The organism is Glutamicibacter sp. GQ173, from assembly GCF_059759215.1.
In genome coordinates, this window is record NZ_JCAXDT010000001.1 from 674,585 (window position 1) to 688,860 (window position 14,276).

The window sequence follows — 14,276 nt, forward strand, 5'->3', positions numbered from 1 at the left end:
TCGCGCTCATCCCAGATCCCTGGGCGGCCTTGTGCGATCACTGGAGATCTGCCACTGCCAGCATAATTCGCAGTGGATCCTCAGCCAGCCGGTTCAGCACGTACAGCCAGTATTCTCCTCCGAAAACCGCGTATTCCCGGGTAGTGAAACCCTCCTCTCGCAACGCGTCCAGCTGCTGCGTCCCGAGGCCCTGGAGCATCTCGAATTCCACCTGCGGTGATAGCAACGCCGCTCCGTGTTCCTCTTTAAGCCTGCGGATCAGCCGCGCGTCGTGGGTGGCAATATTTGTCCGCCTGCCTGAGGAGATCAGCGCTCCGGCCAACTGCGCGTACCTGTCGGCCAGGTCTGGATCGTTGCGCGCCATGGCCGTTTCCAGCGGCTCTTGGAAGGCCCCCTTGACCAGCCGGACAGGGCCTGCCCGAAGCTCCAGGACGCGCACGAGATCCTGCGGTGTTCGCGATAGGCGAGCCTGCAAGGTGATGCCCGTTTCCGGAAAATCGCAGATCAGCCTCTCCCAGAGCTCAAGCACCAGGTCGGTGCGATCCGATCCTTCGGCCGAAATCATCAGGTAGGTTCCCGCTTCGCGCGCGGCTCGGGCGACGCGCAACGCATTGCGCAATCCCAGCTCGGGATCAATGGCGGAACCGAGATGCGAGAGATCGAAGCTCAAGGTCGTATTGGTTTTCGAGCGCTTCAAGCGTTCGGCGATGCTCAGGAATATTCCGGTTTCCGCCTCAGCGACGTGGCGATCCCGAATCGATTCGCCCACGCATTCAATGCTGCTGCGATGCCCTCGCGCCGTGATCTGGGCGACCTGGGCGAAGGCAGAGTCGATGGAGTCCCCGGCCAGGTATCGTTGCGAGATCCGTTGCGCAATACGGGCCAAAGCCGGCGTGGCCATGACTTGCGCCTTGAGCCCTTCGTCCAACGCCAATGCACGCAGATTATCTGCGGCCAATTCAAATTCTTCAGGTGAAATGAGCATGGGATGATCATTTCGCACGCCTAATGCTAAGGTCTTGAACGATATTGCAGCGGCGCTCGGTACTTTCCGGGGGCCGCTGCAACGTGCGAGCGAAAGACCCGGTGGAAGTGGCTCTGGTCTGAGAAGCCCAGCTCTGCCGCGGTCTGCGCTATCGAGGCTCCCGAGCGCAAGAGTTCACGTGAGCGGTTCACCAGCTGGTTATGCCTCCACGCGATCGGGGTGAAGCCGGTACTGCTTTGCATGAGCCGAATCAGCTGATACTTGCTCAAGCCGGCGAGCAGTGCCAGCTCGCCCAGCTGCGGGGCGACAGCATCGTTGCCCAATCGGTGCAGGACCGGAAGCAATCGCGCATCGCGGGGCCCTATCCCCGGCGGGAGCGCCTCGAAGACTGGAGCCAGACCCTGCATGGCAGAAAGAATGGACCCCAGCGACTGCTCAACGGATCGTTTTCCCATCCCGGCAAATAACTGCTGGTTGAAGGTGTTCATCAATTCGTAGAGCTCCGGCGCCCTGAATATCCGTATGCCCCAGAACAGATCCTGCGCTGTGTTTGGTACAAGCTGGGACATCCACGATTGGTCTGCATGAATCATCTGGTATCGCCAGTAGCCATTCTTCGGATTGCAGGCATGGAGGTGATCGCGCGGAATGACGATTACATCGCCGGGGACCAGCGTTGCCTGCTGCCCGTCATGCCCAGTGAATTCAGTTTCGCCTTCGTCAATGATCCCCATCGAAAAACGTTGATGGGCATGTGGCCGGTAGCAGGAGATTTCTTGGCACGAACGCCTCGACTCAAGTTCCGGGAACTGAGGGTCATGCCAAAATTCGGAGTCGTCCGGCATTGGCAGATTTACTGCCAATCTAGCGGCCAATGGCCCGGCGGGCGGTAAACAGCGTGACGGTCGGTTCACGGCGTTCCGGACGCATGCCGCGAGCCAAGGACACCACGTCACCCCCGGAGGTTCCTGCAGCAAAGATGCGGGTTCGGCCTTGGCGTACCGCGCTGAGTTCATTGCGCAGGTCGTTCACTTCTGTTTGCAGGTACGCGACTTGATCTTGCAGGTCAAGGATTCGCTTGATGCCTTCAAGGGATACGCCGTCCTTGCTCAACGCCTGGACTTGGCGGAGCAGTGAAACATCGCGCTGCGAATAGCGGCGTTGCTTGCCCGACTGGCGGCTCGGCGACACCAAGCCGATCCGGTCATATTGGCGTAGCGTCTGCGGGTGCATATCTGCCAGTTGAGCGGCGACGGAAATGACGAAGACAGGTCGCAGGTACTCCCCGTTCACGTTGCTTCGACCACCTTTCTACTTGGCTAAATGGCTCTTCAGCCTCTGGTTATAGAGTCTAGCTTCCCCGGCCGGGCCACTTCGAGGGCACGACCGGGAAGGCAAGACGCAGTCTCTCCTAGAGCTTGGCCTTGGCAGCCAAGTCGGCACGTGGATCTTCGCCTTCGGTGGCAGCGGCGAAGTCCTCTACCGCCTTTTTCGCGGCATCCGACAGATTCTGCGGAATCACCACATCCAGGATGATCAACAGATCTCCGGTGGCCTTCGAGGTCTTCACGCCACGGCCTTTCAGGCGCAAGGTGCGACCGGAATTCGAGCCGGCCGGGACCTTCATCGCGACCGTTTCGCCATCCAATGTCGGAACGTGGATCTTGGCGCCCAGCACTGCTTCGTCAAAGGTGACCGGCACATGGATGCGGATGTTGTTCTCTTCGCGCTTGAAGAAGGGATGCTCGGTGACCTTGACCTTGACCAGCAGGTCGCCGTTGCCGGCCGCCCCTGGCTGGCCCTTGCCGCGCACGCGCACGGACTGGCCGTCCTTGATGCCCGCAGGGATGCGCACATCGATAACTTCGCCATTCTGCTCCCGCAGCCCGATAGTGGTTCCCTTGATGGATCCGGAGAAGGAGATCGTGGTATTCGCGGTGCGGTCCGCTCCCTTGCGTGGCGGCGCGCTCTGGCCGAAACCGCCACCGCCGCCAAATCCTCCGCCACCGCCGAACAGGTCGGAGAAGTCCGGCTGTCCGCCGCGGCTTCGCGACGAGCCGCCACCGCCAAAGAGATTGGAGAAGATGTCCTCGAAGCCCGCTTGGCCTCCCGGAGCCCCGCCAGGTCCTCCGGCCGAGAAGCGCGCTCCCCCGCCCATGGCCCGGATCGCGTCGTATTGCTCGCGCTGTTCCTTATCCGCGAGCACCGAGTGGGCTTCGGAAATGTCTTTGAATTTTTGTTCCGCTGCTGCATCGCCCTGGTTGGTATCTGGGTGGTACTTGCGTGCAAGCTTGCGGTATGCCTTTTTGATGTCCGCCTCGCTGGCGTCCTTGGCGACGCCCAAAATGGCGTAGAAGTCTTTTTCGATCCAGTCCTGACTTGCCATCAGGGCACCGTCCTTTCAATGCCAATTCGAAACTGCCCACTGACGATTTCTCGGCAGTGGGCAGTTTCAAATGTGTTATTCGTGGCTATTCGCCGGTAGCTACCAGCACCTGGGCTGCGCGCAGGATGGTGGCTCCCTTGCGGTAGCCGCTGCGCAGCACCCGCCCCACGTGGTCGGCAGGAACTTCCGGAACAGCCTGGCGAAGCAGTGCTTCGTGGATGTTCGGATCGAATTCCACGCCGGCCTCGTTGATTCGCTCCAGGCCATGCTGGACCAGAATGGTATCCAGCTTGTTGGCGATCGAAGCGAACGGCCCGTCGGTCAGATCCCCGTGCGCCCGAGCTGCATCGATATCATCGAGCACTGGGAGCAAGGTGGTCAGAACCGACTGGACGGCGTTTTCCCGCGCAACAGCCCGGTCACGCTCAACGCGCTTGCGGTAGTTGACGTATTCGGCCTGCAGACGCAGCAGGTCGTTGCGCAGCTCGGCTTCGCCGGCGCCAGCTTCTTCCTGCTGTTCGGAGGACTCGTCGACACCAGCGGCAGCTTCGTTCAGGATCGCCTCGGCCTGGCCCAGGGCGTCAGCGGTTGGCTGCTCGCTGGCAGCCTCTGGCTGGTTCTCCGACTCGGCGTCGAAGTTTTCGTTCTGGTCTTTTGCCTCGGACATGTTCCCTGGCTCCCTACTTCTTGTCGGCTTCGTCTTCGTCGATGACCTCGGCGTCGACGATGTCTTCATCAGCGTTTGGAGCCTGCTCGCCCTCAGGAGCGGCAGCACCTTCGGCCTGTGCGTTGGCGTAGATTGCCTCGCCCAGCTTGGTCTGCGATGCCTGCAGCTTCTCGAACGCGGCCTTGACCTCGTCGTCGTTGTCCTGCTTCTCAAGGGCAGCCTTCAGGGCGTCGACGTCGGCCTGGACCTCGGTCTTGACCTCTTCTGGCAGCTTGTCTTCGTTGTCCTTGATCAGCTTGTCCACCGAGTAGGCGGCCTGCTCAGCGGCGTTGCGGGTCTCAGCAGCTTCGCGGCGTGCCTTGTCCTCTTCGGCGTGTGCTTCAGCTTCCTGGACCATGCGCTCGATGTCTTCCTTGGACAGCGAGGAACCACCGGTGATGGTCATCGACTGCTCGGTGCCGGTGCCCTTGTCCTTGGCGGATACGTGCACGATGCCGTTGGCGTCGATGTCGAAGGTGACCTCAACCTGCGGGATGCCGCGAGGAGCCGGTGCAATACCGGTCAGCTCGAAGGTGCCCAGCGCCTTGTTGTCGCGGGTGAACTCGCGCTCGCCCTGGAAGACCTGGATGGAAACCGAAGGCTGGTTGTCCTCGGCGGTGGTGAAGGTTTCCGAACGCTTGGTCGGGATCGCGGTGTTGCGCTCGATCAGCTTGGTCATCACACCACCCTTGGTCTCGATGCCCAGGGACAGCGGGGTGACGTCGATGAGCAGAACGTCCTTGCGCTCGCCCTTCAGCACGCCTGCCTGCAGGGCTGCGCCAACGGCAACAACCTCATCAGGGTTCACGCCCTTGTTCGCTTCCTTGCCGGCCAGGTCCTTGACCAGTTCAGCAACGGCTGGCATGCGGGTGGAACCGCCAACGAGGATCACGTGGGCGATGTCCGAAACCTTGACGCCTGCTTCTGCGATAACGTCGTTGAATGGCTTGCGGGTGCGCTCCAGCAGGTCCTTGGTCAGGTCCTGGAACTTGGCACGCGAGAGGTGCTCGTCCAGGTGCACTGGGCCTTCTGGGGTGACCGACAGGTACTGCAGGGAGATGTTGGTGCTGGTAGCCGAAGACAGTTCCTTCTTGGCCTGCTCAGCAGCTTCCTTCAGGCGCTGCAGGGCAATCTTGTCCTTGGACAGGTCTGCGCCCTTGGCCTTGGCCTGGGCCAGCAGCCAATCCACGATGCGCTGATCCCAGTCGTCGCCGCCCAGGCGGTTGTCGCCAGCGGTGGAGCGAACCTGGATGGTTGAGAAGCCGTCGTCGTCCTTGCCAACTTCGAGCAGGGAGACATCGAAGGTACCGCCACCGAGGTCGAAGACCAGGATGAGCTCGTCTTCGTTGCCCTTTTCCAGGCCGTAGGCCAGTGCGGCAGCGGTTGGCTCGTTGACGATGCGCAGCACGTTCATGCCAGCGATCTCGCCGGCTTCCTTGGTGGCCTGGCGCTCAGCGTCGTTGAAGTAGGCAGGAACGGTGATCACTGCGTCGGTGACCTTTTCGCCCAAGTAGGCCTCGGCGTCGTTCTTCAGCTTCATCAAGGTACGTGCGGAGATTTCCTGCGCGGTGTACTTCTTGTCGTCAACGTCGATGGTCCAGTCGGTGCCCATGTGGCGCTTGACCGAAGCGATGGTGCGGTCGATGTTGTTCACGGCCTGGCGCTTGGCGATGTCGCCAACCAGAACTTCGCCGCTCTTCGAGAAAGCAACGATCGACGGGGTAGTACGGTTGCCTTCCGCGTTTGCGATAACGGTTGGCTCACCACCTTCGAGCACGGAAACTACGGAGTTGGTGGTTCCTAGGTCGATACCTACGGCACGCGACATAATGGCTCTCCTTTGCCTTGGTTGAAAGTACTAACGCCGAGGGCCCTTGCCCTCATTGAGCGTTCTGGACTCAAGTTTACTCAGCCGTTTTCGACTGTCAAATCAACTTGAGCCAACCTCACTCAACTTTGCGTTCTGTCTTATTCAACGGACGAAGTGCGAAAATGATTCCCATAAACCAGAAAATTTTCGGCACCCCGCCACCAGCGGTGGCACTTGTCGAAAACCCCCAGATCAAGGAGCACATCATGGCAGCAGCAAAGAAGAAAAAGTTCTCCGAGCTATCCCTTGCCAGCAAAGTTTCGCTGATCACAGCTGCCACCGCGCAAATCACGTTGCTGATCGCCGCGCAGATCGATCTGAGTCGGCGCGACAGCTCCCAGGTCCGCGGGAATAAGCCAGTATGGGCCGCGGTGAACTTCATCAGCTTTATCGGTCCGCTCAGCTACTCCACCTTTGGGCGCACCCATGACAAGCGCTGAGCCCAAGGCTTAAAACCAGCGGGCCGGTAAACCTGTGATCAGGTTTACCGGCCCGCGATTTTCGCAGTGCCCAGAGCTACCGGGCTTCCTCTTCAGCTTCCACCAGCACCGCAGCGGTCCTTGCAGGAATCATCAGCTTGCCCGACGAGCTGTCAAACGAAGTGGACTTCACTCGCTCATCGCTTCCCTGTTCGAGCGCTTCAGCCAAGTCATATTCATGTCCGGCCAATTCCCCGACGACTTGCGTGTGATCCTGCGGTGAAGCATTGAAGACCACCAGGGCTCCGTCATGCTCGCTATCGGCGTCCTCGCCCGCCGTGTCATCGATACGCATCACGATGATTCCTGGTTCCGCTTTCGGACCACTGAGCGGGAAACTCACCTTCTGCTCGATCAGCTCAGCAGAGCCCAATCGCAGCAAGCCGACTTCTCGACGGGTGCGCAGCAGATCAAGTGCCGCACCTTCAGCCCGAGACATCGCTTGCGCATCCGGCTTAAGCTCTGGATCTTCCAGCAATGGTGCCATCAGGTCCCATTTCTCTTTATTATCAGCCTCCGGCGGCAGACCCGAACCGTAGGTATTCTCCTGCCCGGAGAAGTCAATGCGATTGAACCAGTCCCCCGAGTTGTAGCTATTGCGGTCCAGTGATTTGGAGCGCAGCAGCTCGGTTCCGGCATGCCAGAACGGAACTGCTTGCGAGTACATCACTGCCGCCTGCGACAAAGTATTCATGCGCACCCGCTCCTCCATGGATGTGTCACGAGGCAGCTTGAGCACGGTCAGATCATAGAGCGTCTCATTGTCATGGGCATCAACATAGTTGATCACCTCCCCGGGCTGCGAGGCATAGCCGGCTGCCGCTCCGCGGTAGTCCAGTTCATCACCGCGCTGCATCTGGCCCTCAGACGTCAGAAACTCATACCCGGCAAGGTTGCCAACTAGACCCAACCGCACGAGGTCGGTTTCGTGGCCCAGATTCTTTAGCGCTTCTTCCGCAGTGCCGTTGACCGCATGCCCGTTGGGGTCGGTTCCCAAACCGGTTCCAAAGCCCTGCTGGAAAGTCGAAGACGAATCGACCGGACTGCCACCGTGGATCGCATCGCGCAATCGATCATTGAAGGTACCAATTCCGGTGCCGTTCAGCTGTCCCTGGGTCGCCTGATAGAAACGGGCATTGTCGGCGACTTCCCCGAAATTCCATCCCTCGCCATACAGGTAGATGGACTCGCCATCCACGCCATCGCGCCCTGGCTCCAGCTCATCCAGCGCACTGCGTGCTGCTTCCATGGTTTCCCGCGAGTGGTGTCCCATGAGATCAAAGCGGAAACCATCAACCTTGTAGTCCTTCGCCCAGACCATCAGTGAATCGATCATCAGCTTCTGCGCTGCGGCGTGCTCGGTTGCCAGATTCTGGCAGCAGGTAGAGGTTTCGACCTGGCCGGTGGCATCCAGCCGGTGGAAGTAGCCGGGCACGATCTTGTCCAGCACGCTTTGATCCGCCTGCCCCGAAGCCGCCGTGTGGTTGAAGACCTGATCCAAGACGACTTCCAGACCCATCTCATGCAGAGACCCAACCATGCCGCGGAATTCCTCTACGCGCTCGGCGCCATCGGGATTGCTCGCATAAGATCCCTCAGGGGCCATGAAATGGAATGGATCATAGCCCCAGTTGAATCCATCGTCGGCAGCGTGCGCGCTCACGCATTCTTGCTGCTTGGGTGAGGCGGCGGACAGCGATTCCAAATCGCAGCTGGTTTCGATGCGCTGGTTTTCATCTTCTTCGATGCTCGCAATATCGAAACTTGGCAACAGGTGAACTGTAGTCAGCCCGGCTTCGGCGAGCTGCTTGAGCTGCTTGCTACCAGCACCGTTGGTTCCGAAGGCTCCGTAACGACCTCGCTGTTCTTCCGGCACCGAAAAGTCGGAGACCGAGAAGTCGCGGATCTGCAGCTCATAAATGCTTCGATCCACGTCTTTTTCCACGCCGGCTGCTTTGGCTTTGCGCCACTGCTTGGGCTGATGCTTGGGATCTTCCAGGTTCACGGCCACCGACTGGGTGGAGTTGGTGGTCAACGCGACCGAATACGGGTCGGTGACAATATTCGTTTCAATCTTGCCGGTCTCTGGCACAAAGACCTGAACTTCCCAGAGGTATTTGGCTTCAGTGAATTGAGGCTTGCCCTTGACGGTCCATGCTCCGCTGTTTTTGTCGAAGGTGGCATCATGCCGCGAAGTCTTCTCGTTTTTATCGGTAATGAGAATAGTTGCCCGATGCGCGCTCGGAGCCCAGAGCCGGAATGTGGGCTTCTTTCCTGTGAAGCTGACGCCTAATTCGACATTCTCAAGCCCCTGAGCGTAGAGCTCATCAATCGCTCCAGCAGTCTGCACGCCGGTGAAGGCGGTCAGCTTAGAGTCCTCGCCCTGCGTCTCAAAACGTGCCAGCACCAACTGGGAGCGCAAGGCGGTGGCAGTTTCTTCGCGTGCCATGTCTACACGTACGGCACGGTAGTTGGCCAGATGCGGGAATTTCTTCCGCTGAGCGTCAGTGAGCCCACCTATAACTGTAGCTAGTTCTATGGGTTTGGCTCCCGAGATCGCTTCCCCGTCCAAGCTCAGACTGGCGTCCTGAGAAGCATAGAGGGCAAACCTCTGCCCACTACCCAGATCCCGGGGGATGGCAATCGTATCGGTTGAGATCCATTGAGCCTTGGCCTGTCCTACGCCGGCCACTGATTCACTGGTTCCGCCGATTTGGACCATGTGAGTTTCAGAATCATATTTGAAGCTCACTTGGTCCCCCGACTTTACCGAGAGAGTGTAGTTCGCACCTCCAGCAGCCCCGTCTACACCATAGTTTTCGTCCCAGCCGAAGTTGTGCGTTGCCTTGAAATTGTAGGTCCCATCTGGAATTTGGTCTGTCGTAAACTCATAGATTCCGTCCCTGTCAGAATCGTCCATCAAGGTGGCCGCGCAGCTTGGATCCCAGTCTGCAGCGCAACCCAACTCGTCTTGGAAACTACCTGCCAATGTCACAGTGGCTTCCTCGGCAGAGGCAGGGGACACGACTAGTGGAACCATGGACACTAGGACCAGCAGGGGCGTGGCCGTCAGAGCGGTCAATCGGCGGCGCCATAGGTGCTGCGGCCCTTGGAGTGGCGGATATTCTTTGCACGCAGCTAAGGCAGCGCTTTTGCTGTTCACGAAATGCTCCATTGGATTCGAAGGGGCGAACGACAGGCCGCAAGAAGCAGCATGCCAGTGATCCGAACCACACTACTTAACGGTAGCCTTCGAGTGCAAGCGTTTCCAATATTTACATTATTGAACGCGATGAGGTGAAAATTTTACAATTTTTATCGGTCTTTTTTGAGGTAAGCGTTTCCAATACGACAGCACAGTGCCGCTACGCTAATCTTTTCCGCGCAGCGCGCAGGAAGCAAGCCACCCTCATTTCTAACGAGGGTGGCTTGCTTCCCGCAAGGGTCATTGAAGTGCGAAACCCCAGAAGCGGGTTTCGACGCGGTTCGCTAAATCAAACTCGAGTTAGAACGCAACCTACTTAAGTTGCGGAAAATTTCCCAAGTCTTGGCGACTGCGTTATTAGACTCAATCGAAGGATGATTTGACCATGTGGAGTACATATCCGCTAGATACGCAAACAGCGTAAATACCACAAACACCACTACATCCACACGGCTTGAATGAGCAAATTCGATGTAGACCAGGCTCAGGGCTATAAGAACCATTACCACCGGAATCAATCGTATTTTCCTCGTGGGCAACCGTCTGAAAAACAGTCCGGAACCGATACCAAAAATCACTGTCCGCGCCTGCGCTACTACTTAATGATGCGAGGACTTGGTTAATTACATCATCGATAATACTTATCGATGATTGACCATCTATTGCCGGGGCTCCTTAGACAAAGTTTGTATCAGCGATATCACCTTCCTGTGTTCCAGCGAGGGCTGTCCGTACTTGTGCGCTGTGCGTGACCGTTGTTCTCACAGGGTGCTGGGATGGGCGTTAGACAGTGTGCAGAACACTGACCTAGTAGAGCGGGCACTGCGCATGACTAAGACACCGCGTGGGCATCGCGCTCCTGGTCAGATCGTGTTCCATGCAGATCAAGGCTCGCAATTCACCTCAGCTCAGTTGCATGGGGTCACCGTCGAGCTGGATCTACTGCTAACGCCCGGGCGCACAGGCGCGTGCTGGGACTACGCCCTGAACTGGTCATTCTGGGCTACGTTGAAGACTGAATTTTATGACCGGTACCGACTGGCCGCCAGAGCTGAAGCGAAGCCGAAAGTGGCGTGGTGGATCAATGACTCCTATAATCGCCGACAGCTGCATTCAAGCCTGGAAATGGTTCCGCCAGCGGACTTTCATCAGTAGATTCGTAGCCACCGAAAGCTGTCCAGGCACGAGAAACTGCCCTTACGCTTGCCGCATGAGGCAGGTCACGTGTCCATTAGTCGCGGGTAGCCCAAGTCAGGCTGGAGCGCTCCCGTACATATGCGGCACTCAAAGTGCTTCCTTCGATGTTGGGGAATCAAATTGGCTGGAATCGATGGACATCCGGCGCGCAGCCCTTTGATGGGCATCATCTACTCGTTTATGATCCCCACCTGTGCCTGCTCTTCAACGATTCGGAGATCCAAACGCCATTCGACAGCCACTCCGGCCAGTTTGACCGTGCCTGCAGCCGATGAAAACTCGCACGCTGGCCGAGTATGGCACGACTCTGCGAAGCAGAAAGCATTCTTTTCATCAATCAAAGGGAAATTGAAGCGTCGAGTCAGCGACACAAGGTCCTGCTAAGTCCAGCCAAAGGCTGCTTGTGGCTACAATTCCAAACAAGGGGTTTTATAAGCGCTGGAATTCTGGGAACAGAACCAGATTTCCCACATTCAACTGCAAAGAGTCATAATTTGAAATCGACTTCTGTGAACCTTTCCGCGATCGGCGCATGCGCAGCGATAGTTATTGCCATGCTGGTGCCGTCCCAAGCCTGGGCAGAGACTCAGAAAGGTGCTCCAGGGGACACCGCAGCGGAAGCGGCCTCAAAAATTCTCGATCAACAACTTGATCTATCTGTTGAGGAAGCTCTTCAAATGACCGGCGAGCAGGGCCTTGCGAAGGCCGCGGTTGATGCCGCAAAAGCTACCGGCAACGAATTTGCAATCCAGCTAACCCGAGCTGGGGCACAAGCAATGCATGTGACCTGTACAGGAGCTAACACTGGAGGGAAAGCTCTTGCAACACCGCACTATTCGAAAGGTGCGGGTGGAACAATCTTCAAGACCAACATCAAGTGCACCGGCTACGGCGCTGCCACTGTAAGACTTCGTGCCCAAGGCTTACTCTCTTTCGCTTCGGCCAAGAATTCGAACAACACTGCCAATAAGACCTTCAGATCGCGGGCGACGAGTGACTACTGGCAGACGATCACGGTCAACGGGCCCGCGAAGACTTTCTACACTCCACGGACCGGGAAGCATGGCGGTGTTGGCAAAGGGTTCTGGATCAACACATCAACCTGGTATTTCAACGCCGCGGGTGTGACGTCGACAGTAGGCAGCGAGACGAAAATTAACTTCCTGAATATCGTAAAAAGGTAAATCCCATGATCGCTAAAAGTGTAGATCCTCGATACGCAAACGAGCAGGATCTTTCACCCACTTACCGTGTTGACTTCTGGTCCGCCGATGGTGCCAGTGAAGAATGGCAACTTACGGATGTAGAAGACGTGCACGAAGTCTTCGAGTGGGTCAGTGAAAAAGCGAAGGGGCGAGAGGCCTCGGTTTGCGTAGAATTTTCCTATCTCAGCGGCGAACAGGACACCACGATACTTCTTAAGCTGAGTGGCCCAGCTCCAGCTTAAGAAGAATCGTGCTGTAGGGCTACCTAGTGGCTCAATAAAAACAAAAATCGAGTAGGTGGGGATGTCTAGCCCCCACCGCTCACGCCACAGGACATGCGGGCCCGCATCCGGCGGTTCGCCAAGTCACTGAAATCGATCCCAAGCCCGGCGAAAGAACACCACACCCAACTCCTCCCAATAGGAATTTAGCAAGGCGCATTGAAGGATCGGGACTTCGCAATACGCCAATAAGCGCGTGAGCTGTTCCCCCACAAGTAAATGCCCATGCCGGGCATACCGCAAAACGCTCGGCTGGAAGGCTCCAGCCGAGCGTTTGCATGTTTCATTATCGGTAGTCTTGGCAGTCGATGTTGCAACGACAACTCGAACCCGCCCAGGCTATCCGGGGCTACTGATCAATATTTGGTTTTAGCGACCGCTAGTGGCTGGGCTTGATGCACGACGTGGTCCCCGTGAGCGACCGCCTGCAGCAGATCGCGCGTTACGTCCACCGGAGCGTGCAGGACGCGAGGAATTCGATGGGCGCTCGGTATTCGCTCCACGAGTTGAGCGGTTTGGACGCTCCGCGTTTGAATTGCGTGATTCGCGGGCTGGACGCTCGCCCTGGCCCATGACGCCGTCGCGCTCCGGACGGCGGCGCTCGCCACCGCGGCCCTGGCTTTCACCAGCAGGCTTGCCACCGCGTGCGTTGCGTCCGCCACCACGGCCACCACGAGCGTTGGAAGATTCGCCAGCAGGCTTGCTCTTCGCCGGGTTGCGCTTCTGCTGCACTGGAGCAACGTAAGGAACGTGCTCGGCAACTTCGCCAACAACCTTGGCCACTACTGGCGATTCCAGATTGACCTTTTCGAAAGGCACCTTCAGTCCAGCCTGCCTCAGCAAGGAAGAAACGTCACCCTGCTGATCAGGGGTGCAAATGGTGACCACGGTTCCATCCGAACCTGCACGCGCGGTACGGCCCGAGCGGTGGGTGTATGCCTTGTGCTCTGCTGGTGGATCGATGTGAACGACCAGCTCCACGCCATCAACGTGCACGCCACGGGCGGCAACGTCGGTGGCGACAAGAACCTTTGCTTCGCCGGATGCAAAAGCAGCCAGGTTGCGGTCACGGGCATTCTGCGAGAGATTGCCGTGCAGGTCTACTGCTGGAACGCCAGCCTTGGACAGGGTGACGGCCATCTTCTTGGCGTGGTGCTTGGTGCGCATGAACATGATGCGGCGGGCCGTGCCCTGGGCCAGAATCCGAATGAGTTCCTTCTTGTCATCGCTGGGAACCACGAATACGTGGTGCTCCATGGTGTTCACAGCGGCTTCCGGCGCATCCACCGAGTGAATGGTCGGGTTGCTCAGGTAGCGCTTGACCACCTTGTCCACTCCGTTATCCAAAGTGGCGGAGAACAGCATGTGCTGGATGCCGGTTGGCATGCGGTCCATGATGCGGCGAACTACAGGCAGGAAGCCCATATCAGCCATGTGGTCTGCCTCGTCCAGCACCGAGATCTCCAGCTGGGACAGGTCAACGATCTTCTGCTTGATCAGATCATCAAGTCGGCCAGGGCAGGCAATGACAATGTCAACACCGTCATTCATGGCCTTTTCCTGGCGGCTCTGGGCCACGCCGCCGTAGATGACGGTGGTGCGCAGGCCGCTTGCCTTCGCCAGTGGATCGACAGTCTTGGCGATCTGGGTTGCCAATTCACGGGTTGGCGCCATGATCAATGCGCGGGGGAAGCGGGCCTTGCGGCGCTGGGGACGCTGTGCCAAGCGAGCGACCAGTGGCAATGAGAAAGCCAAGGTCTTGCCGGAACCGGTCTGTCCGCGGCCAAGAACATCTCCGCCAGCCAAAGTGGATGGCAAAGTGGCTTCCTGAATCGGGAAGGGGGTTTCGATTCCGCTCTCGGAAAGGACTTTGGCAAGGTTTCCAGGCACGCCCAGGGCGCTAAAAGTTACGGACATATTCAAGCTTTCTCTCTGATTCGCACGCCACGAGCCGTGGCGCTG

The 14,276-nt window shown here is 58.1% G+C and carries 11 protein-coding genes and 1 pseudogene; 4 read left to right on the plus strand and 8 right to left on the minus strand.

The genetic code is table 11. The features are described 5' to 3' along the window. Window positions 1-37: 37 nt before the first annotated feature. The 6 genes from AC6CHO_RS03210 to dnaK form a co-directional block, all read right to left on the minus strand. Entirely contained in the window at window positions 38-985 is a 948-nt protein-coding gene (locus tag AC6CHO_RS03210; RefSeq protein WP_498213663.1) for a proline dehydrogenase family protein, read from the minus strand. A gap of 26 nt (window positions 986-1,011) precedes the next feature. Then, window positions 1,012-1,830, minus strand: coding sequence for an AraC family transcriptional regulator (locus tag AC6CHO_RS03215; RefSeq protein WP_498213664.1), 819 nt, complete (start codon window positions 1,828-1,830; stop codon window positions 1,012-1,014). A gap of 19 nt (window positions 1,831-1,849) precedes the next feature. Further along, window positions 1,850-2,278 carry a heat shock protein transcriptional repressor HspR gene (locus AC6CHO_RS03220; RefSeq protein WP_498213665.1) on the minus strand — a complete coding sequence of 143 codons (429 nt, stop codon included), beginning with the start codon at window positions 2,276-2,278 and terminating at the stop codon, window positions 1,850-1,852. 118 nt (window positions 2,279-2,396) lie between these two features. Next, the gene (locus tag AC6CHO_RS03225; RefSeq protein WP_498213666.1) at window positions 2,397-3,371 is read right to left on the minus strand and encodes a DnaJ C-terminal domain-containing protein; all 975 of its coding nucleotides are present in this window, start codon (window positions 3,369-3,371) and stop codon (window positions 2,397-2,399) included. 85 nt (window positions 3,372-3,456) lie between these two features. Beyond that, window positions 3,457-4,038, minus strand: a complete 582-nt coding sequence (locus tag AC6CHO_RS03230; protein WP_498213667.1) for a nucleotide exchange factor GrpE — start codon at window positions 4,036-4,038, stop codon at window positions 3,457-3,459. Between the two features lie 13 nt (window positions 4,039-4,051). Next, window positions 4,052-5,905, minus strand: coding sequence for a molecular chaperone DnaK (dnaK, locus tag AC6CHO_RS03235; RefSeq protein WP_498213669.1), 1,854 nt, complete (start codon window positions 5,903-5,905; stop codon window positions 4,052-4,054). 164 nt (window positions 5,906-6,069) lie between these two features. Here dnaK and AC6CHO_RS03240 point away from each other — a divergent pair, with 164 nt between their 5' ends. After that, window positions 6,070-6,387, plus strand: coding sequence for a hypothetical protein (locus AC6CHO_RS03240; RefSeq protein WP_498213671.1), 318 nt, complete (start codon window positions 6,070-6,072; stop codon window positions 6,385-6,387). Between the two features lie 76 nt (window positions 6,388-6,463). Here the strand turns inward: AC6CHO_RS03240 and pulA are convergent, their stop codons facing one another. Beyond that, window positions 6,464-9,508 carry a pullulanase-type alpha-1,6-glucosidase gene (gene pulA, locus AC6CHO_RS03245; RefSeq protein ID WP_498213672.1) on the minus strand — a complete coding sequence of 1,015 codons (3,045 nt, stop codon included), beginning with the start codon at window positions 9,506-9,508 and terminating at the stop codon, window positions 6,464-6,466. Between the two features lie 789 nt (window positions 9,509-10,297). Here pulA and AC6CHO_RS03250 point away from each other — a divergent pair. From AC6CHO_RS03250 to AC6CHO_RS03260, 3 genes and pseudogenes are all read left to right on the plus strand, one after another. Then, a pseudogene (locus tag AC6CHO_RS03250) lies at window positions 10,298-10,786 on the plus strand (DDE-type integrase/transposase/recombinase); the annotation flags it as partial. Between the two features lie 338 nt (window positions 10,787-11,124). Further along, window positions 11,125-12,012, plus strand: coding sequence for a hypothetical protein (locus tag AC6CHO_RS03255; protein ID WP_498213673.1), 888 nt, complete (start codon window positions 11,125-11,127; stop codon window positions 12,010-12,012). Window positions 12,013-12,017: 5 nt separating this feature from the next. Next, a complete protein-coding gene (locus AC6CHO_RS03260; RefSeq protein WP_498213674.1) occupies window positions 12,018-12,275 on the plus strand; it encodes a hypothetical protein in 258 nt (85 codons plus the stop codon). A 408-nt stretch (window positions 12,276-12,683) separates the two neighbouring features. Here AC6CHO_RS03260 and AC6CHO_RS03265 read toward each other — a convergent pair whose 3' ends face one another. Continuing rightward, window positions 12,684-14,231, minus strand: a complete 1,548-nt coding sequence (locus tag AC6CHO_RS03265; protein ID WP_498213675.1) for a DEAD/DEAH box helicase — start codon at window positions 14,229-14,231, stop codon at window positions 12,684-12,686. Window positions 14,232-14,276: the final 45 nt, after the last annotated feature.